Source organism: Macellibacteroides sp. (genome assembly GCF_050251695.1).
Taxonomy (GTDB): domain Bacteria; phylum Bacteroidota; class Bacteroidia; order Bacteroidales; family Tannerellaceae; genus Macellibacteroides; species Macellibacteroides fermentans.
This window is the reverse complement of record NZ_JBFWMI010000065.1, coordinates 1-19,726: the sequence shown is the minus strand read 5'-3', so window position 1 is coordinate 19,726 and position 19,726 is coordinate 1. Positions and strand designations below refer to the sequence as shown.

The window sequence follows — 19,726 nt, the reverse complement described above, 5'->3', positions numbered from 1 at the left end:
GCGGCATCCCTGGGATAGATACAGGTGCTTCCTAAAAACAGGAGCTTCTTTACACCGTGACGGAAACTTTCGCCTATTACATGCTGCTGAATCTGCAGATTGTCTGCTATAAAATCGGCACGGTACACGTTATTGGCCATAATTCCGCCCACCTTGGCAGCGGCCAGAATCACATACTCCGGCTGTTCGGCATCAAAAAAAGCCTTTACCGCAGCACCGTCCAGCAGGTCCAGTTCCCGGTGGGTGCGCCCCACCAGGTTGGTATATCCTTTTGCTTTCAGGTTGTTCCAGATGGCCGAGCCCACAAGTCCGCGGTGACCGGCCACATATATCTTTGCATTTTTATCCATTACTCAAAGTAATTTAAGGTACGGTAACCGCCCTCTTTCAGATATGAATCCTTCTTCATGCCCTTCACATCGCTACGCATCATATCTTCCACCAACCCTTTGAGGTCGTATTTAGGCTCCCAGCCCAATACAGTCTTCGATTTGGTAGGATCTCCGATAAGCAGCTCCACTTCTGTGGGACGGAAATAGGCCGGGTCTACCTTTACCACCGTCTTGTCCATCAACTCCAATGCCTTGGCAAGGTACGATTCGCCCACACTTTCCACAAAACGAGCCTGATCGATCGCCGTAACAACACCTACCTCGTCTACTCCTTCGCCGCTGAATGCAACAGTGATACCTACCTCGGCAAATGCCATGCGTACAAAATCGCGTACGGTGGTAGTTACACCGGTGGCAATCACATAATCCGAAGGCTTGTCCTGCTGCAGGATAAGATGCATGGCACGCACATAATCCTTGGCATGACCCCAGTCACGTTGCGACGAAAGGTTACCCAGGTACAACTCGTGCTGCATATCCAGCGCAATCTTGCTCACCGCACGTGTAATCTTGCGTGTAACGAAGGTCTCGCCACGCAATGGCGACTCGTGGTTGAACAGGATACCGTTGCTGGCGTGCATATTGTAAGCCTCGCGGTAGTTAACCGTAATCCAGTAGGCATACATCTTAGCCACCGCATAGGGCGAGCGGGGATAAAACGGGGTAGTCTCCTTTTGTGGAATTTCCTGCACCAGACCATATAATTCGGAAGTAGAGGCCTGGTAGATACGCGTCTTTTGGGTAAGTCCCAATAAGCGAACGGCTTCCAGAATACGCAAAGTACCCAGTCCGTCGGCATTGGCGGTATATTCCGGTGTATCGAAGCTCACCTTTACGTGGCTCATGGCTGCCAGATTATATATCTCGTCCGGTTGTACCTCCTGTATGATACGGGTGATATTCATGGAATCCGTAAGGTCTCCATAATGAAGGATAAGGTTTCTGTTTTCCACATGCGGATCCTGATATAAGTGGTCGATACGATCCGTGTTAAACATCGAAGCGCGGCGCTTTATTCCATGCACCGTATAGCCCGATTTCAATAAATACTCTGCCAGATAGGCACCATCTTGTCCGGTAATACCGGTAATTAAAGCTACTTTGCTCATAATAAATTAAATTCTATTGTTTTCCAATCACCTTTAAAGGGCTCAAGAGGTTGCAAAATAAGCGATTTATTTATAAATAAACGAAAAATACAGTTGTGAATATTCGATTCATCCAATTATAGCCCTACGGAGATAAGCAATTTACTTCGGATTATTAGCTGCTTTCATGTAAGGTATTAGTTGCTTTCATTAATACAAGTATTCGTTCAACAGCTGTCTGCTTTGCGTTCAACAGTTGTTCAATGCAAGTTATCCAGCTGTTGACTTTGCATTCAACAGCTGTTAAACGAATAATTGCCTTAAGGATTCGGGATAGATGTATGAAGGGAAAAGACGAATGGACTACCGGGAAAGGATTAGTTCTCTTATAGGTGCAGATGCAAGACAGGTAAAGCAGGAATAAGATGATATCGTGGAACGGTTACAATAAAAGTCGGGCGTAGGGAATATCCGATGACAGATGACAGATAAAATGCATCCGTCACCGGCATCTATCATTATCAACAACCCAGACAGGCAAAGGATTCTGAGCTAAAAAATGACAGATGACAGATGTTTTTGTGATTTATTCATTCTGTGAAAGGGATGGAATGTTTATTCGATATATTAGTTCTTGAACTCATTCGGGGGGAGTTAACTGAATAAAAGAATCCCCGGCAAGTATACGTTTCCGTATTCCTGCCGGGGATCCAATTTATTGTTTAGTATCTATCTGATTCCAGATTAGAAATTAGGACCTGCACCAAAGTTAGGAGCACCCTTGTCTTGCCATACGCGTTCTGTATTCAATTTTACAGGATCGTTGTTGGTTCCAACAGAGAATCCCTGACGAGCATAAGCAGCCATCTTGATGTCGTACATCAAGTCGCTCTTTTCTACAGCACTGATTTCGAAACGTCTTGGAATTACATAATCAACCGTTGGTGAGAATCTCACATAAGGAAGAATTGTACTGTTTACCATAGGCACACCCGAGCGACGAGCACTTACGAACTGATCGTTAGGAATCATTACGAAGTGAATGTACTGTTGGATATAAACCTTTTCCAGGTCGGCAGCCTTGTTACCAGTCAACTGATAAGCAGGATTTGCAAGAAGCGTTTCAACTTCACCGTCAACAAGCTTGATGCTCTTTTCGTTTGCATCGTATACCGAATGATAGTAAGGAATCTTATTCAGGTTAGCCAGCTTGTCGTAAGCTCTTACTGAAAGTTCAACACCATTCTTGAAATAATCAGCAGCAGTACCAGGAAGGTCGGCACCGATCAATTTCAATTCGGCAAGATACAGGTTCACTTCCGCAGAAGAATAGAACATACCATACCAAGGTTGGTCAACGATATCTTGAGTTACAGATACGTTTGGAGCATCCGGGAAGGTATAATCTTTCATACCCTGTACCATTTCGCGGTTGAAATAAGCATACGGAGTGTATGTTTTTTCTTTACCACCCATGCTGATTTTCCACAAGTTGCTGTCAAAATAATCTTTGTACTCACCCTTTTGAGAAGCCATAACTTCTACAGGGATACCATAGTAACGTACCCATGGTTCGCCGGCACCTTTCCATGCCTTGAAAACCTTCTTTCCGTTTACCACTTCAGATTCAACATTGGCAGCGATGTACGATGGCAATTCTTTGTTTGTATCGAAGAAAGCCTGTACAACCTTCGAGTTGAAATCGTTCTTCTGATAGAAGAAACGAACACGCGGGTCGCGGCTGTTGATCATCAGGTCTACCAATTGCTTACTTGGAGCACCAGGATTAACATCGTCGCCGAAGTGATATTCCTGAGAACCTTTATTGTAAACAAAATCGTCATTTAATGAAGTCATCAAACCTGCAGGGTTTGCAGCAGCTTCTTTCGCAATAGCCAAAGCTTTTGCTTTGTTCTGGTGTAACAAACGAACGGCAAGTTTAAGTTTAAGGGAGTTGGCGAATTTAGCCCATTTAGCGGCATTACCACCGTATACGAAATCCTGTGCTCCTAAAGCAGTCTGGGTAATCTGAGTACCATTAACAGTTACAGGGTTTGAAAGCACATTCACAGCTTCAACCAACTGATCATACCAAATTGTATACAGCTCTTCCATTGTATCGAACTTTGGAGTAAGCAACATCGGGTTGGTATAACGAGCCATTACAGCTTCTGTATAAGGCATGTCACCGTACATATCTGTATCAAACATTCCCAGGTAAACCAAAATAGGGCTGAACATGTGTTTGATATACTGATATTTTGCAGCTTCAGCCGGATCCATATTGTCTAGCAAGTAGCTAACTTCACGGGCACTTTTCAACACCTCAACTGTCATACCACCCTGACCACCGGTTGCTCCCATAACGTTGAACATGTCACCGTTACTTCCTGTAGCAGCATACGATTGAACCCACTTAGTAGTATAAGCAGCGTTGTAATACCAGGTAAGGTATCCCTGAGGTTCGAAGTTTAGTAATCCGTTTGTGAAAAGAAAACGGATATCGCCCTTGTTGATTACCGAAGGATCTGTATTTGTATCCGAAAAATCGTCTTTACAACCTGTCGAAGTGAACAAAGTCGTACCGATTAATGCGGCGGCTATAATTGATTTAAATCTCATCTTTTTTATTTGTTTTAAATTATACCTTTAAAATCTTTAATTAGAAGCCTACATTAATAGTAAACATGTAGTTAGCAGTATACGGGCTGAATGAACGCTCGCGGAATTCAGTTGCATCGTTACCACGAACACCTTCAGGATTTACGTTGTTAGGCATTGTGTTGTACAGGTAACCAAGGTTACGTGCAGACAAAGCCAGATTCATGCTCTTAGCACCCAATTTGTTTGCAAAAGCCTGAGGAACACTGTATCCGAAAGAGATTTCGCGCAATGCGATATAATTTAATTTTGTTACCCAATCGTCGTTAACTGTACCCTGGCTCCAGCTGTTGTTGAAGTAGTGGTGACCAGAAGCGTGAGAAGGTTCTACATAACCGGCAGCCATAGCAGCTTCGTAAGTCATACCGCCAACGTCTACTGATGAACCGTTAGGTTGAGTAATCTTAGTACCGGCAGCAAAAATACCATCCGGAATTACACCGTCGCTGTAAGTTTTGCCATCATATTTGCTGGTCCAGGTTATACCACCGTGTTCAGCATCGCGGTATCTTAAGGATGTTTCTGTGTATCCGTAAGCCATACCGTAACGGTTGTTGTAAGATGCTACGTAACCACCAAAACGCATATCCAATGCAGCACGCATGGTAATGTTTTTATAACGAAGACCTGTTGATACAGAGCCCAGGAAGTCTGGAGTCAATGATCCGATCTCTTCGATTTTACCGCTACGAGCATAGTAAGCTGCACGACCGTTGTTTGTGAAACGTAAGATTTTCTTTCCTGTAGCTTCGTCGATAGCTGGTTTAGAGTCTGTCAACAACAAACCGTAAGCACCACCCACCTGGGCAACAGAACCGATACGATAGTTACCATAAGCAACATCACCACGCAGAGCAATGTAATTTGCTACGTTAGGGTGTAGTTCAATTACCTTATTCTCATTCTTTGTATAGGTGAAATCCAAATTCCATTCCCAATCTTTGTTACGGAAGGGGATTGTGTTCAATGCAATTTCCACACCCTGGTTTTGGATATTACCAGCGTTGATCAACTGTTGTTTGATACCTGATACACTTGGAACAGAGATATCCATGATCTGATCCTTGGTGTTTTCCTTGTAATAGGTAGCATCGATGTTCAAACGGCTGTCAAGGAAACGCCAGTCGATACCTACTTCCCATGCATTCTTACGTTCCGGTTTCAAACTTGGATCGTACGCTTTTGTTGGAACAGACAAGTTATAGATGCTTCCGTTGCTCTGCAGAGTAGTTCCCAAAGTATAACCCTGGTTGATATAGTACGATTGAGTATCGTTACCTACCTGTGCCCATGAAGCACGTACTTTACCCAATGAAATCCATTCCGGTAATTCGAAAGTTTCGTTCAACAACCATGAACCTGAAACTGAAGGATAGAAGTATGAATAGTTACCAGACTGATTGCTGTATACCAATGCAGAAGACCAGTCGTTACGACCTGTTACATCCAGGAACAATTGATTCTTCCAAGATACGTTTGCAGCAAATACGGCAGATAACATCTGCTTGGTTCCGGAGATTTTTGAATCGCCAGTAGAAACAGGGTTTTTGCTATTGCCTAAGAAGTACTGACCCGGTACGATAAGACCACCTTCAGTTTTCACAGCCATAGTCTGAACAAAGTTGTTGTAGTATTCACCACGGATGAAACCACCCACGTTGAAATCGTTCACCGGTTTGTTGAAGGTAAATGTACCCGCAACCGTAGTCTGCTCTTTTGTTGTTTGAGCTAATCTGTAGCTACCACCTTCGTTGGCATAACCTTGTCCTAATTCTTTGCTCTCAGCACGGTTGTAGTAGTAGTTCATGTTAGCTTCAGCCTTGAAACGAACCCAATCGGCCATTTTCACGTTCACTTCCAACATGGGGCGAACAGCTGTTTCCTTCTGGGTATATTCGTTTTCGTAGATGTTGAACCAAAGATCTCTACCCGGTACGCTACCGTAGGTATCACCATAGTTTGTGCTTGCCAAACCACCGTGTTCGCCTAAGTATTTGTTTCTGTACTGATCCGGATTATATGAACGATTGAATGTTCCGCTTGCAAAACCTTCACCAATGTTAGGCTGTGCATTACGGGGTCTTGAATTAGCGAAGCTTACAGATCCTGCGATATCAACGATGTCGCTGATTTTGTGTGTAGCTTTCAACAACATAGACAAACGGTCGAATGAGTTGTTTGGCAATGTTCCTTCTGCGTACTTATATGACAAAGAAGAGAAGTAAGAAGTTTTATCGTTACCACCCTGTACAGAAACGTTGGTGTTGCTGTTGAAACCAAGGTCATACATATCCTTGAAGTTGTTCTTCTGAGCACTGTAGGTACCGATTGTCTTGTCGTACAATTCAATTTCGCTACCGTCAAACTTAGGTCCGTAAGACATACCCCAAGTATCGATCAACGTGTGCTTGCCCTGTGAGTTCAAAACAAACTGACCCAGGTTGTCAAACTTGTAATAGTTACCGTTTGCATCTTTCTGTCCGTAGTCAACATAACCGGCCATTGCACCTTCACCATAGATATTCTGCAGGTCTGGTGTAGCGAATACATGGTCGATACCGATTGTCTGAGAGAAGTTTACACCAAAACCTTTTGATTTACCACCACCTTTAGTTGTGATAACTACCGCACCGTTCAAACCACGTGAACCATAAAGAGCCGTTGCAGCCGCACCCTTCAAAACAGAAACTGTTTCGAAATCGTCCGGGTTAAGGTTCTTCAATTCGTTACCGTAGTCACCTGCGTTTGCAGACCAGTCGGCATCACCAACACTACCGGTTGAGTTGTCAAGAATTACACCGTCTACAACATAGATTGGCTGATTGTTGCCCTTCAAAGTTGAAGCACCACGAATCTGAATCTTAGTAGAACCGAACATACCACCGTCTGAACCGCTGATTTCAACACCCGCAACCTTACCTTGCAATGAAGCAACCGGGTTGATAGTATTGTTCTTCAAATCGTCGCCCTTAAGTTCGGTTACAGCATAACCCAACGCTTTTTGCTCACGCTTCATACCTAAAGCGGTAACAACAACTTCGTCCAATACTTTTGTATCTTCAACAAGTGTTACGTTAAGAACCGGCTGACCTGTATAGCGGATCTCTTGTGTTGTATAACCGATAAAAGAGATCTGAATAGTCTGACCATTAGCTACATCCAATGAATAATTACCGTTGATATCACTAATCGTTCCATTGGTAGTACCTTTTACAATAACAGAAGCTCCTGTAACAGGACCCATCGCATCTGAGATAGTACCTGTAACCTTGTTACCAGCCTGAGGAACGTTTGCTACTTTTGTAAGGATTACATCTTTGTCAACTACCTTGTAAGCAACATCTGTTCCTTTGAACAGCTGATCCAGAATGGCAAATACATCCTTGTTTGTTGCATTTACAGAAACCTTACGATTAACGTTTACAAGCTTGCTGTTATAAAAAAAGTTAAAATCCGACTGATTTTCAATTGTTTCCAGAACATTCGCTACCGTCTGTTCTGACATATTGATTGTTAAAGCCGTATTTTGTGCGTATGACCCTGCTGCGAAAGCCGCATTAATGGATAAGCAAAGAAGAACTAAAGCTATCTTCATGACTTTTGTTATTTTGGGAGGCATTCTGAAAGAATCAGAAAATGCACGAACCGATTGTATATGAAATTTCTTTCTCATATTTTTGTAAGTGATTTAGATTTGTAAAAATATTTCATAAGCAAGTGAACGACCTGATTGTGATATTTTTAGTACGGGAAGATGCTGGTAACGTCTTTCCGTATTTTTTTTATCACGGTCTGGTTTAATCATGTGTATCCTACATAGGCAGACTGTTTTATTTAGTTATACGATTTATAATTAGCTTCTTTTTCTTAATACGATCGTTGTATACTTTACACCTTCACTATCGTCTTTCTCGGACTGGTTTATAGTGTAATTTATATTGGATGATATTTTCAGGTAATCAAGAATCTGCGACAACTGCCGGTTCGAAAAAGTTCCGGTAAAATTGTAACTCCTGATTATAGGATCGGTCACTTCAAATTTCACATTATAGAAATGAGATAATTTCTTCAGCACTTCGGGTAACGGTGTATCCTTAAATACAAGCCGGCCATCCATCCATGCCGTATCAAATTCTGTATCCACAGTTTTAACCATCATATTTTTGGATAGATGATTAAAGTCGGCCTTTTCCGAAGGCTTCAACGACTGCTCAACCATTTTACCACTCTCATTTTTATATAACAATTTTACAGAGCCTTCTACCAAGGTTGTCTGAATATTTTCTTCATCCTGGTAGGCCTGCACATTAAATTCGGTACCCAATACACGGATATGCATATTATCGTCGGCCACACTTACAACAAAGGGTTGTTCTGCATTATGGCTAACTTTAAAGTAAGCTTCGCCCTTAAGTGCGACGCTACGCTCTTTTTCGTCGAAGGGAATAGTATAGGTAAGTGTACTATTTGAATTGAGGTAAGCCGTTGTACCATCCGGCAGATGAATGTGTGTGCGCATCCCCGGATTGGCCTCTACAGTAATGAGCTGCGAAATCTGTTGAGCCGGTTTTTGTACTTTGGTAGCCAGCTTCGTAATAAACACTACCCCCGTAAGGCAAGCTGCAGCAACAGCAATCCGCTGGATCCACATTTTGACCTGTCTGCCCTTCTTACGCTTCTGCATAGACTCGAAAGCGGCATGCGGATCACGCGAGGCAATTCGTTGATGTGTACGTTGAGCAAAATAAATGCGACCAAGCTGAAGAACCGCCTGCTCGTTCTCTTCATTTTCCGCCATCCACTCTTCCACCTGCTTCCGTTCGGACGCAGAGGCTCTCCCCTTTATGTAAGAGAGTAAAAGAGATGCATTGGGTTCTCTTTCATTAACTATTAAATCTGATTCCACCATTTATTTGCTGTTACTGTGTATAAGACAATTTATAAGGGGCTATACCCTAAACATAAAAATAAAATTTTTCACATTATTTTCAATATTGATATTTCGCAATAAAATTATACCTTTGCATCCAAGGTTGGTAAAGAGGGATTTATAATCTGAATGTTATTTGAATGGACGAATCTGCATTGCTTGATGAGCTGAGAAGAGGAAACAATGATGCTTATAAACAGCTGTTTATAACGTATTACTCCCCTCTCTGCGAATTTGCCTCTCAGTATATTTCGGACGATGATGCCGAAGAATTAGTTCAGGAGCTGATGCTTTACATCTGGGAAACCAGAGAATCAATTATAATTGAAAGCTCACTTAAGTCCTATTTATTCACTGCAACCAAACATCGTTGTCTTAATTTTATTAAAAAAAACCAGTACCACGAGCAAGTTCACTCCTCCATCTACGAGAAATTAAAAGACCAGTTTGAAGATCCCGACTACTACCTTATAAACGATCTGACGGAACAGATTGAAAAAGCAATCAATGATTTACCCGAAAACTACAAAGAGACATTCACATTGAGCCGCTTTGGCGAGCAGACCAATGTCCAGATTGCAGCCATGCAGGGCATATCGGTCAAAACCGTCGAATACAGGATCACCCAATCACTGAAAATCCTCCGTGTAAAGCTGAAAGACTACCTGCTGTTTGTGGCATTTCTTTTCTAAGAAAAATACCACTGCCACCTTCCGAAAGACAGCAATGGTATTTTGCGCATATCCATAAAGGCGTTATTATTTCAGCACCTTCTGAATGGCTTTCTGAACAATGCTTTCCATTATCTTGTAGGCCTCCAGTGTGGGATGTACTTCATCATGCGAATATTTGGCTGGAAGTCCGTTTCTCTCGTCCTTCAATGCAGAATGATAATCCACATACACCAGGTTATGCTTATCTGCATAGGCTTTGATCATTTCATTCAGTTTAATGATTTTACCGGCAGGTTCCATTCCTTTACGCCAGCCGAATTCGTAGGCAGGCATTACCGAACAAAGAATCGGGGTAATTTTATTGAACCGGGCAAGTTCGACCATGGAAACGATATTTCCGAAGGCATTCTCCAACGAAATATATCCGTTGTTCTGAGCGATATCGTTTGTTCCGGCCATGATTACCACCACTTTCGGTTTTAAGTTGATCACATCGGTACGGAAGCGGACAAGCATCTCGGAGGTAGTCTGACCACCGATACCTCTGTCTACATAGCCGTTTGAAATAAAAAAGGCCGAATCTGCCGGCCACCAGCCATCGGTGATGGAATTACCCATGAACACCACTTTAGCAGGAACCTTCACATTTTTATTAGCTTCCGCATAACGATTAAACTGAGCCCAATCTTTCACCTGAGCAAATGCCGAAGAGGTAAGCAACACACAAACAGTCATAAAGAACCATTTTCCAACACGTTTCATAATGTATGATATTAATGTATATAAATTAAAGTACTCATAATAGTTAAGAGGATGCAAATGTACTGGATATTTTACGTTTTCTGCACCTTCTTAATTCATTTCCTATGGGTAAGAATAAAAAAAAGGAAACAAAAAGGAGATTCACTCCTCTTTGTTTCCTTCACCTTACAGCGATCGAACTTAGAATTCCACCTCAGCCATTACGGGGAAATGATCCGAAGTGTAACGTCCGTTGGGTTTGTCGTTTATCACCTTATAGGTATTCACACGCATAGGATCAACAACAAAGATATAATCGATGCGGTTGTTCATAGCCGGATTTTCCTTAAAGCCGTTGGTTGTACCGATACTTCCCTGCGGCTCCTGCTTACTTAGCACTCTCGAATCCTTCAAGTTGCCTGCAAGTAAGATTTTAATCGGTTCACTTTCGGGGGTGGCATTGAAATCGCCCGTGGCAAGTACAAAACCCGAACCGGCAATCTCTTTGATCTTTTTCAACAGCAGATGAGATGATTCTCTTCTTGCAACAACTCCCTGATGGTCGAAGTGCGAGTTAAAAAAGAAAAACTCTTTTCCGGACTGGTTGTCTTTCAACTTAAGCCAGGAACAGATACGGTTGCAGCAGGTAGCATCCCATCCCAGTCCGGGTTGGTCGGGTGTTTCGGAATACCAAAAATTACCTCCGTCCAATTTTGTAAAGCGAGCGGTCTTATAAAATATAGCCGAATGCTCACCGGCATCCAGACCATCTTCGCGTCCGCCGCCGAAACAGGTATAACTTCCTATCTCGCTCACTCCGTCCAGCATATGCTTGAATCCTTCCTGCGTGCCGAAAATATCAAAATCATATTTTACAATCAGCTCTTTCACCAGCTCTTTACGATTAGGCCAGGCATTCTGTCCATCCTTTTCCGTATCCATACGAAGGTTATAAGTGGCCACCTTCATTGAACAATTCTTTTTATCCGACTGGGCAGCACTCTCCTCAGCAGAACATCCTGCAAGCAGTAAAACCGTCAGGACAATATTTAAAAACTTTTTCATTTTCTATTTTCTATCATTTAAATTATTCCTGATACTTATTCCCATCCCGGATTTTGAGTGATAGCCGGGTTCTTAACCATTACCAAAGCCGGTATCGGATAGTAATACTGACGACCATCCTCGTACCAGGTTCTCAAATCGTTATCAGACCAGGTTAAATAGCCCGATGTTCCTTCCGACAATCCCTGCTGGGTTCCGGCTCCTACCTTCACCGGAGTACAAGAGGCTGGCAGACCGGTCGGTTTTGATCCTGTATAGAAAATAACATCCGTTGTTCCGTCTTTGTCAAGGTCCATCTGAACATTCAGTGCCGGCACATAAATACCTGTCCAACGCATAGTCATAAGTTCACCCTTCTTCCATCTCTTCAGATCGTTGAATCTGAAACCTTCCAATGAGAGTTCGATTCCTCTTTCCCTGCGAATTTCAAGCAAGGTGGCGTTAGACAGTTCGGGGAAATAGTTTTGTTGCAGATACGGATCTACAACCGTCGGTTTTGTACTTATACCGCCTGTGATACCGGCCCGAGAACGTAATGCCCCGATCGTATTTGCCCAATCCTCGTCTGTAAGAGTTCCTAATTCGGCCTTAGCCTCGGCATAGTTCAACAATACTTCGGCATATCTGAACAAAGGTATAGCATTGGTATTCAACGATCCATCATCATAGGATGTGGGATCCAGACTAAACTTGATTGGCTGATATCCGGTGTAGGAATATCCGTTAAAGTTCGGTTCGGCAGGAACGCCATCACGTTTGTAACCCGGTGTGCGGATTATCTGAGAAAGGCGTGCATCCCGGTTCTGGCATTCGTCGTAGAATGACATCGTTTCGTATCCCGGTTTACTTGTAAACGGTGTTCCGTCGGTAGAAAGGAATGTGTTTATATAGGTACGGATCATGCTGAAGCGGGGACCGTAGGTTCCGGATGTCCAGTACCAGTTGGCGTCGTTCAACACGGCCAGGCTCAAACTGCTGCATGCTGCCAGCATCACTTCGCTTGTAACGGGAGCATCACTGGTGAAAAGTGCCCGGTAGGAGGCTGCTGTTCCTTTAGCTTTATAAAGAGAGTGACCCGATTTTTTCATGACTTCGTTTGCTGCATTGGCGGCTTGTGTAAACCATTCGTTTGCCGTGTTGGTCAGCCCAAGTTCCGTATGGTATTTGCGGAAGGATCCTTCAAACAGACAGATACGCGACTTAAGGGCATAAGCCACCCATTTAGTCACCATTGATCCGTCGCTGCTTGTCGTTGTAATGTTATTGCAGGCAAAATCCAAATCTTCCAATACCTTTGCCATAACCAACGTGCGTGAATCGCGAGGCGCATACAATCGTTCGTCATCAACACCCAGCGGTTCATCAATCCAGGGTACATCACCAAAGCGAACCACCATTCCATAGTAGAAATAGGCACGGAAGAAGCGGGCCAACCCCAAATAGTTATTACGCACACTTTCGCTGACGGTAGAAGTTTGGCAATTTTCTATAAAGTAGTTGATGTTTCGAAGGTTACTCCAACTCCATCCACTGCTAGTTTCGGCAGTATACGCACCTTCTCTGATAAAATCGTTGAAACTGGTTACCGCTCCGTAGTCGCACATAGCATCCTGCCGGTGAGCATCCGAACCGGAAGGCAACATATTATAGAATGAATACGAATACATTTTAAGTCCGCTCTCCGAGCTAAACACCGTATCCTTTGAAACTGCGTCTTGCGGATTCTCATCCAGAGAACAAGATGAGAATAAAGACAATGCTGCTAAAATTGTATATACTATTTTTTTCATGATTAAGCGTTTAAAATGTTACTGATACACCTACACTGATACTTCTCATCACCGGATAATTGTAATTATCTCCGCTGGTTCCGGATGTAAGATCCGGGTCAGATCCGTAGATACTTGCCACATCAAAATCTTTGGTATGTTTATATAGCGGCGACCAGCTGAAGAGGTTCTCGCCAGATAGGTAAACACGGGCATTCTGCATATTTATTTTCGAAATGAAAGACTTCGGCAAATTATATCCGATCTGCAGACTCTTTAAACGGAGGTAAGCTACATTTTGTAAATAACGGGTTTGAGGGGTACTCTTGAGTGATGAGTTATAACCGGCATAGCGCGGCAGGTAGGCATTGGGATTATCTTGTGTCCAATAGTTATCCACATGCCAGGTAGGCATATTATTGTACGGACGGTTGTATTGCCCCCAGAAAAGCGTTTCCGATCCTGGATACCAGTACTGTTTACCTACACCCTGGAAGAAGGCCGATACAAAGATATTATTCCAGTCGGCCGACAGGTTGAAGCTATAGCTGTAGCGAGGCAATTCATTTCCGATAACCTTCTTATCACCATGATCATCCAACGTATTGTTACCATAATCGATCACACCGTCGTTATTCAGGTCTTTCAACTTCACATCTCCCGGATACCAGATTCCTTTATTGGAGGATTTAATCAGTTTCTGAGTGGCATGGTTATCAATTTCTTCCTGCGACTGGAACAAACCTTCGGTTACATATCCCCAGATTTCGCCTACAGTCTGACCTTCGTAATAGTCGCTCAAACTTTTTGTAGAGTTATTGTATCGGTCTATTTTCGATGTATAATCCGATAAAGTGGCGCGCACATCATAATTGAAAGGCTTTCCGGCCAAATCAAAACGATCTCTCCATGTCAACGAAATCTCCCAACCCCTGGTTGTCATATCGGCATAGTTTCCTTTGGGCGAACTGGCTCCGAATACTTCGGGCAAGGTAACACCTACCGTATACATATCGGTTGTTTTACGGACATAGGCATCTCCTGTAAAACGCAGCTTACCCTGCAACATTCCAAAATCAAGACCCACGTTCGTTGTAGTAGCCGTTTCCCAGGTTAATCCTTCCGGTTTTACGGCCGGCGCACTTGAATATTTATTTTTGGCTCCGTTCAACACCCGGTCAGATGTTGAAATGGCAAGCAGTTCGAGAAAGTTATAAGAATCCACGTTACCATTTCCCAGAGATCCGTAAGATGCTCTAACCTTCATGTCAGAGAAAAGATTTTCGTTAACATGCCAGAACGGCTCTTCCGAAATTCTCCATCCAACCGAAGCCGAAGGGAAAAATGCCCACTGCTGATCTGTCGGGAATTTGGATGAACCATCGTAGCGGCCATTCACTTCCAACAGATAACGATCCTTGAATCCATAATTTAAACGGAAGAAACCACCACCGATTCTCCATTTCTCGTATCCTCCGGAAGTAGTGATAGATTCACCCAGTGCCAGGTTGATATTTTTGCTATCTTCCATCAACAAACCATTACGCTGTACATATAAGCTCTTGTAAGTGGATTGTTCGTAGTTGTAACCCACCATTCCTTTAAAATAATGACTGTCCAGGAAGGTCTGTTCATATTCCGTATAGAGGTTCATCGCCAGGTAGTTGGTAGCCCGGACGCTCTCTTTAAGGTCGTTATACTTGGTGCTCAACCAGATGGTCTCATCCTTCACCTTGCTGTAAGGTACCGGTACGCGGATTTGAGTCGAATTATTGTCGGTATTACTGAAGGTAAAGTCACCGTTTACACGCAACTTATTGTCGAGAAACTTGGCAGCAAAGCCTGTTGTATTTTTCAGGATTCTTTTATGCGTATCCAATCCGTTCTTACCATAGATAAAGTCGCCGATCGTATAGGCTCCCGACATGGTAAGTGATCCGTCCGGGTTGAACAGGGGTGACGACGGGTGTCCTTCGTCGGCGATATTACGCCAGATAGAACCACCTTCGCCAACATTCAGCGGGTTATGATATTCCAGGTTTGAATAATCGGTGTTGTTATCAATCCGCAACCAGTCGAACACCTGTAACGACCCTTTGGCTCTTAAGTTCAGCGTATTGTATGTATCTGTATTGTACCGGAACAAACCGTCATACCCGTAATAGCGGCCGCTTACATAATAATTCAGTTTACCGTTGCTTCCGGAAACCGACAAGTTATGATCCTGTGCAAAAGTCTGATCCTTGTACAACTCTTTCATGTAATCGGTATTACCGTAATAGATATACTCGCCGTTGCTGCCTAGTTCGTACTCGTCGGTTATACCCTGCTCCTTGCGTTGCTTAAAGGTATCCAGCCAGGCTGTAGAGAAAGTCTGCGATTTATTGATATTTTTCGGTGTAGCCGAATAGTTGTTCCAAGCGCTGTATGCTTCGTAGAATCTTTCGGAATAGGTGTAGCCATCCGTAACAAAGTCGGGAACGGTTGTAGGAGTCTTAAAGGCAAAGTCGCCGCTGTAGGTAATAGATGTCTTATCCTTATCCGGGGTTTTAGTTGTAATCAATACAACCCCGAACGTACCGCGAGCACCATAGATGGCAGCCGAAGCTGCGTCTTTCAAAACCGAAACACTGGCGATATCATTGGGATTGAGCATGGAAGGATCACCTTCTACACCGTCAATCAGCACCAACGCATCTCCACCCTGACCGATAGAGGTGGTACCACGTACATTGAAACTGGCACTACGTGATGGCTTACCATCTTCCAATGTGATGTTAAGGTTGGGCACTGCCCCCTGTAATGCCTGTGATACATTGGATACGGAACGGTTTTCGAACACTTCGCTGGTAACCTGTTCTACTGCACCGGTAAGGTTCACCTTCTTCTGTGTACCGTAACCCACTACCACAACCTCATCCAGGCGTTTAGTATCTTCCTTTATTACGATGGCAAAACTTGTTTTATTTCCAACAGGAATTTCCTGCGAAAGGTAACCTATATATGAAAACTGGAGGACAGCACCTTCGGGCACTTCCAACGAGAATTTACCGTCTATGTCGGTAATTGTTCCCGAATTGGAACCTTTAACCATCACGTTGGCACCGATAATGAGTTCGCCTCTTTCGTCGGTGACAGTTCCAGTCACCTTCTTCGACTGCTGGTTATTCTGAGCAGAATGTGTTGCTCCCTCTTTTGCTTTTATCAGCACCTGGCGATCCATGATCTTGTAGGTATAACCCGTACCGTTCAGTATCTGGTTAAGTACATCTTCTATGGTCGCATTGGTTGCATTTACGCTTGTTTTTTGGGAAGCATCCACCTGGTTGTTGTTGAAAAAGAAGGTAAATTCGCTTGAACCTTCAATCTCTTTCAGTATCTCCATGATACTGCTGTTCTGTTTTTTGATGGATACCTTATAGCTTTGCGCATAGGTTGATGCAGTAATGCTACAAATCGTAACCATTAAAAAAAAGGTAGTTATTTTCATAATCCTTTTAGTTTTTGTAATTAGGGGGATACAGTAATCCCTAGTCACTTTTTTTTTCATAACTTTGTGATGTTTATAATAAATATTTGCAGGTTACCGGCCTCGACTCCTTTACCTGCGGATGTTTAAAACAGGGGTTGGGGGATGTATTTCCTCCAACTTTTTTACTAAATAAAATTTAAGTCTTTTTACACTTCATCTTTCATATTGATTTTAATTTGATAGGTATTAAACACGCGTCATCCACTTTATTTACTGAAAGCCTAATTTTCTCCCGCAAAGGAAAATAAAAGACATTTCAAATCAATTCCATTCGGATTAAATTTGTTAAAACATGACCATAATGAAGCTTACGTAATCGAAATAGTATTATCATTCAAGGTCCTTCATTTCATGAATCATTCTTTAAATTCATATGCCATCGTATTATATTCAGGTTAAACAAAAAATCATTTCTTTACATACAACTCAAAGTCTTCGCCAACTTTCGTATATTTTACGGGTGAGGAACTGTTCAGGATATACAAGATACGTTCCAGAGATTCATCCCTCACTTTAAAGGTAAACCGGTATTGATTGGCAATATCTTTCTCACACATTATTTTTCGGCCGTACCATTGTTCAAGACGTGGAATTATCATGGACAGCTTCTCATTTTCGAAGCTTAAGATACCCTGCTTCCTCCAATCGGAATATTTACTTGCATCCACCGCCTCGACAATCATTTTATGCGTATCCCTCGAATAGGTCAGCTTTTCGTTGGGTTGGAGAATCAGCTCCGCCTTACTCTGATTTACCTGGGCATTAATTTTAATCTTCCCGTTTAAAAGAATGGCCTCCACATTATTATTCAGGTTATAGCTGTAGATTTCGAAAGCCGTACCCAATGCTGTAACTTTCAAATCTTTTGTTTTTACAACAAATGGATGGCGTGCATCTTTGTGCACATCAAAGAAGGCCTGTCCCTCAAGCTGAACCTCTCTTTCATGTCCTTCAAATTCGGATGGATAAATCAGCTTGCTACCCGGTCCCAGTTGAACGGTAGAACCATCGGGCAGTTGAAGAGATTTAATATTCTGAATACCCGAATAAACAATAAACATGGTGGCATCTTGGGGCTTGCTCATCCATAACCAGGTGAGTGCGCCGATACCTAATATAAGCAATACCGATGCTGCGATACTGTAAATTTTATAGAAGAAAAAGCGGGTAGACTCTTTTCTATCCCAGACTTCCCCTTTTATTTCGGACCAAATGCGCTGGCTGTCGGCGTTATCATGGGTTGCACAGTCCGGAGCAGAAGTCCATTGTTTTTCCAACACCGAGGAGAACGGCACCCCTTCATTAAGACGGTCCCTTTCATCGGATGTCAAGTTATCGTTGAGCAATTTCTTGAGTATATTTTTATCTGTATGCATCTTTTATCCTTCTATATTAATAAATACACATCAGAAGAAGGGTCCCCCTATCCGTCTACAAAAAATTATTGAAATAATAGAAATATAGAAAGAAGCTGCACATTCTTTCTCAGGAAACGGATGGCAGCCGAAATCTGATTCTCTACAGTTTTTTCCGAGATGGCAAGTCTTTCGGCAATTTTCTTGTGCGAAAGATGTTCGTTACGACTCAGGGTGAAAATTAATTTGCGTTGGGGAGGCAATTCCTCTATCAGTTGATCTATGTACTCCTTTAAATTTTTGGCGTCTATTTCTGCCTCCATGTCATAAGACTGTTCCATGGCGGCAAGCATGGTCATTTTATAGAAATTCTCGTTGAAGTTTTTACGGGACTGATTAAAAATAAGATTCCGGGTAATGATAAAAAGGAGTCCTTTAAAGTTATCATCTTCACGAATAAACTCCCTCGATTCCCAGACTTTTACAAAGACCTCCTGTACAACCTCCTCTGCAGCCTCCCTTGTAGTAAGATAAAGTCTGCTGAAATTGTAAACCTGATTCCAATATTCCTTATATAAGATGGCGAAAGATTGCCTGTTACCAGATTTTAAAGTTAACAAAAGTTCTTTTTCATTCATATCTTAATTCTCCATGGCAAATGTAAGCAATTCTAAGAAAAAAGACGATGCAAATCAATAAAACACAAAAAACAACGGATAATTAAGTACCCTGAAGGAGGGCACTCAACTATCCGTTGACTGTTTTTTCAATACAAAGACGGTCACATATCCCCGCCTCTGCAAAATTTGTAATACTCTAGCTCATCAATCTCCGCTTCGGTAAGCACATCGTAATTACCGCCGGAAAGCACAATGATACGGCAGGCAAACTCAAAAAATGCAGCCTTTTCAAAAACATCGTCGAAGTCTCTGCCACATACCACCTGACCGTGACTGGCAAGCAGCACTGCATCGTGATTAACCATCGCATCCACAACAGCTTTTGCCAGGGCCGACGAGCCCGGTCGCATGCTGGGAAGGATCGGGATGGTTCTGCCCAGTTTACAAGGAATTTCGGCTACCACGTTAAAATTGGTCGGCTTGTTCTTCATGCAAGCTACAGCCGTTGCAAATTCGCTTTGAAAATGCAACACCACATTTACATCCTGACGAATCCTGTACACTCCCGCATGAAAGTCGAATTCCATCGAAGGCTTCACTCCATTTATGCATTGCCGGTCCATCATCCTGCAGATGGCCACTTTTTCTTTTTTCAAGTCCCTTAGCCACGACCCTGTTCCGGATACCAACATTTCATTGCCGACCCTCCAGGACAGGTCTCCACTGCTGCACAGCATCCATCTTTCTTTCCCATAGCGCCGTGCCTGCTCAACAAATTTTTCTACATGTTCATTTGTTATCATACTGCAGTTTATTTAAAATAAGAACCATACTGTTATAAATAGAACACATCCCACAGAAAATCAGCTTTAAAATAAGTTATGTTTTTCAACACAGAT

Annotated in this window: 13 protein-coding genes; 1 reads left to right on the top strand and 12 read right to left on the bottom strand. The window is 42.8% G+C overall.

From position 1 onward, the window contains the following. The 5 genes from AB7E53_RS10385 to AB7E53_RS10365 all read right to left on the bottom strand — a co-directional run. Positions 1-350, bottom strand: a 350-nt coding sequence (locus tag AB7E53_RS10385) for an NAD-dependent epimerase/dehydratase family protein (RefSeq protein ID WP_446775537.1), incomplete at its 3' end; no start/stop codon positions are given. Then, complete coding sequence (gmd, locus tag AB7E53_RS10380; RefSeq protein ID WP_079683589.1) at positions 350-1,501, bottom strand: GDP-mannose 4,6-dehydratase; 1,152 nt, start codon at positions 1,499-1,501, stop codon at positions 350-352. The genes gmd and AB7E53_RS10385, both read right to left, overlap by 1 nt. A 723-nt stretch (positions 1,502-2,224) precedes the next feature. Next, complete coding sequence (locus AB7E53_RS10375; protein WP_446775535.1) at positions 2,225-4,102, bottom strand: SusD/RagB family nutrient-binding outer membrane lipoprotein; 1,878 nt, start codon at positions 4,100-4,102, stop codon at positions 2,225-2,227. Between the two features lie 40 nt (positions 4,103-4,142). After that, positions 4,143-7,736, bottom strand: a complete 3,594-nt coding sequence (locus AB7E53_RS10370) for a SusC/RagA family TonB-linked outer membrane protein (protein ID WP_446775533.1) — start codon at positions 7,734-7,736, stop codon at positions 4,143-4,145. Between the two features lie 258 nt (positions 7,737-7,994). Continuing rightward, on the bottom strand, positions 7,995-9,050 hold the full coding sequence (locus tag AB7E53_RS10365; protein ID WP_179400295.1) for a FecR family protein: 1,056 nt from the start codon (positions 9,048-9,050) through the stop codon (positions 7,995-7,997). A gap of 161 nt (positions 9,051-9,211) precedes the next feature. On the opposite strand from AB7E53_RS10365, the gene AB7E53_RS10360 reads away from it, so the two are divergent. Next, positions 9,212-9,763: an RNA polymerase sigma-70 factor gene (locus tag AB7E53_RS10360; RefSeq protein ID WP_068179398.1), complete on the top strand. Its 552-nt coding sequence runs from the start codon at positions 9,212-9,214 to the stop codon at positions 9,761-9,763. 66 nt (positions 9,764-9,829) lie between these two features. Here the strand turns inward: AB7E53_RS10360 and AB7E53_RS10355 are convergent, their stop codons facing one another. The 7 genes from AB7E53_RS10355 to AB7E53_RS10325 all read right to left on the bottom strand — a co-directional run bounded on the left by AB7E53_RS10355 (position 9,830) and on the right by AB7E53_RS10325 (position 19,630). Continuing rightward, positions 9,830-10,507, bottom strand: a complete 678-nt coding sequence (locus AB7E53_RS10355) for an SGNH/GDSL hydrolase family protein (protein WP_371689105.1) — start codon at positions 10,505-10,507, stop codon at positions 9,830-9,832. Positions 10,508-10,687: 180 nt separating this feature from the next. Then, positions 10,688-11,551: an endonuclease/exonuclease/phosphatase family protein gene (locus tag AB7E53_RS10350; protein WP_446775531.1), complete on the bottom strand. Its 864-nt coding sequence runs from the start codon at positions 11,549-11,551 to the stop codon at positions 10,688-10,690. A gap of 35 nt (positions 11,552-11,586) precedes the next feature. Then, a complete protein-coding gene (locus AB7E53_RS10345; protein ID WP_350455644.1) occupies positions 11,587-13,341 on the bottom strand; it encodes a RagB/SusD family nutrient uptake outer membrane protein in 1,755 nt (584 codons plus the stop codon). 10 nt (positions 13,342-13,351) lie between these two features. Beyond that, entirely contained in the window at positions 13,352-16,810 is a 3,459-nt protein-coding gene (locus AB7E53_RS10340) for a TonB-dependent receptor (protein ID WP_446775529.1), read from the bottom strand. Between the two features lie 449 nt (positions 16,811-17,259). Further along, the gene (locus AB7E53_RS10335; RefSeq protein WP_446775527.1) at positions 17,260-18,228 is read right to left on the bottom strand and encodes a FecR family protein; all 969 of its coding nucleotides are present in this window, start codon (positions 18,226-18,228) and stop codon (positions 17,260-17,262) included. A 65-nt stretch (positions 18,229-18,293) separates the two neighbouring features. Beyond that, positions 18,294-18,845 (bottom strand): RNA polymerase sigma-70 factor, encoded by a 552-nt coding sequence (locus tag AB7E53_RS10330; protein WP_446775525.1) that lies wholly within the window; start codon positions 18,843-18,845, stop codon positions 18,294-18,296. A 143-nt stretch (positions 18,846-18,988) separates the two neighbouring features. After that, positions 18,989-19,630, bottom strand: a complete 642-nt coding sequence (locus AB7E53_RS10325; RefSeq protein WP_446775523.1) for a class II aldolase/adducin family protein — start codon at positions 19,628-19,630, stop codon at positions 18,989-18,991. Positions 19,631-19,726 lie beyond the last annotated feature (96 nt).

What these genes read in the sequence shown, in the direction of transcription:
- gmd (WP_079683589.1), bottom strand. Translation starts at nt 1,501, where the DNA reads ATGAGCAAAGTAGCTTTAATTACCGGTATTACCGGACAAGATGGTGCC.
- AB7E53_RS10375 (WP_446775535.1), bottom strand. Translation starts at nt 4,102, where the DNA reads ATGAGATTTAAATCAATTATAGCCGCCGCATTAATCGGTACGACTTTG.
- AB7E53_RS10370 (WP_446775533.1), bottom strand. Translation starts at nt 7,736, where the DNA reads ATGAAGATAGCTTTAGTTCTTCTTTGCTTATCCATTAATGCGGCTTTC.
- AB7E53_RS10365 (WP_179400295.1), bottom strand. Translation starts at nt 9,050, where the DNA reads ATGGTGGAATCAGATTTAATAGTTAATGAAAGAGAACCCAATGCATCT.
- AB7E53_RS10360 (WP_068179398.1), top strand. Translation starts at nt 9,212, where the DNA reads ATGGACGAATCTGCATTGCTTGATGAGCTGAGAAGAGGAAACAATGAT.
- AB7E53_RS10355 (WP_371689105.1), bottom strand. Translation starts at nt 10,507, where the DNA reads ATGAAACGTGTTGGAAAATGGTTCTTTATGACTGTTTGTGTGTTGCTT.
- AB7E53_RS10350 (WP_446775531.1), bottom strand. Translation starts at nt 11,551, where the DNA reads ATGAAAAAGTTTTTAAATATTGTCCTGACGGTTTTACTGCTTGCAGGA.
- AB7E53_RS10345 (WP_350455644.1), bottom strand. Translation starts at nt 13,341, where the DNA reads ATGAAAAAAATAGTATATACAATTTTAGCAGCATTGTCTTTATTCTCA.
- AB7E53_RS10340 (WP_446775529.1), bottom strand. Translation starts at nt 16,810, where the DNA reads ATGAAAATAACTACCTTTTTTTTAATGGTTACGATTTGTAGCATTACT.
- AB7E53_RS10335 (WP_446775527.1), bottom strand. Translation starts at nt 18,228, where the DNA reads ATGCATACAGATAAAAATATACTCAAGAAATTGCTCAACGATAACTTG.
- AB7E53_RS10330 (WP_446775525.1), bottom strand. Translation starts at nt 18,845, where the DNA reads ATGAATGAAAAAGAACTTTTGTTAACTTTAAAATCTGGTAACAGGCAA.
- AB7E53_RS10325 (WP_446775523.1), bottom strand. Translation starts at nt 19,630, where the DNA reads ATGATAACAAATGAACATGTAGAAAAATTTGTTGAGCAGGCACGGCGC.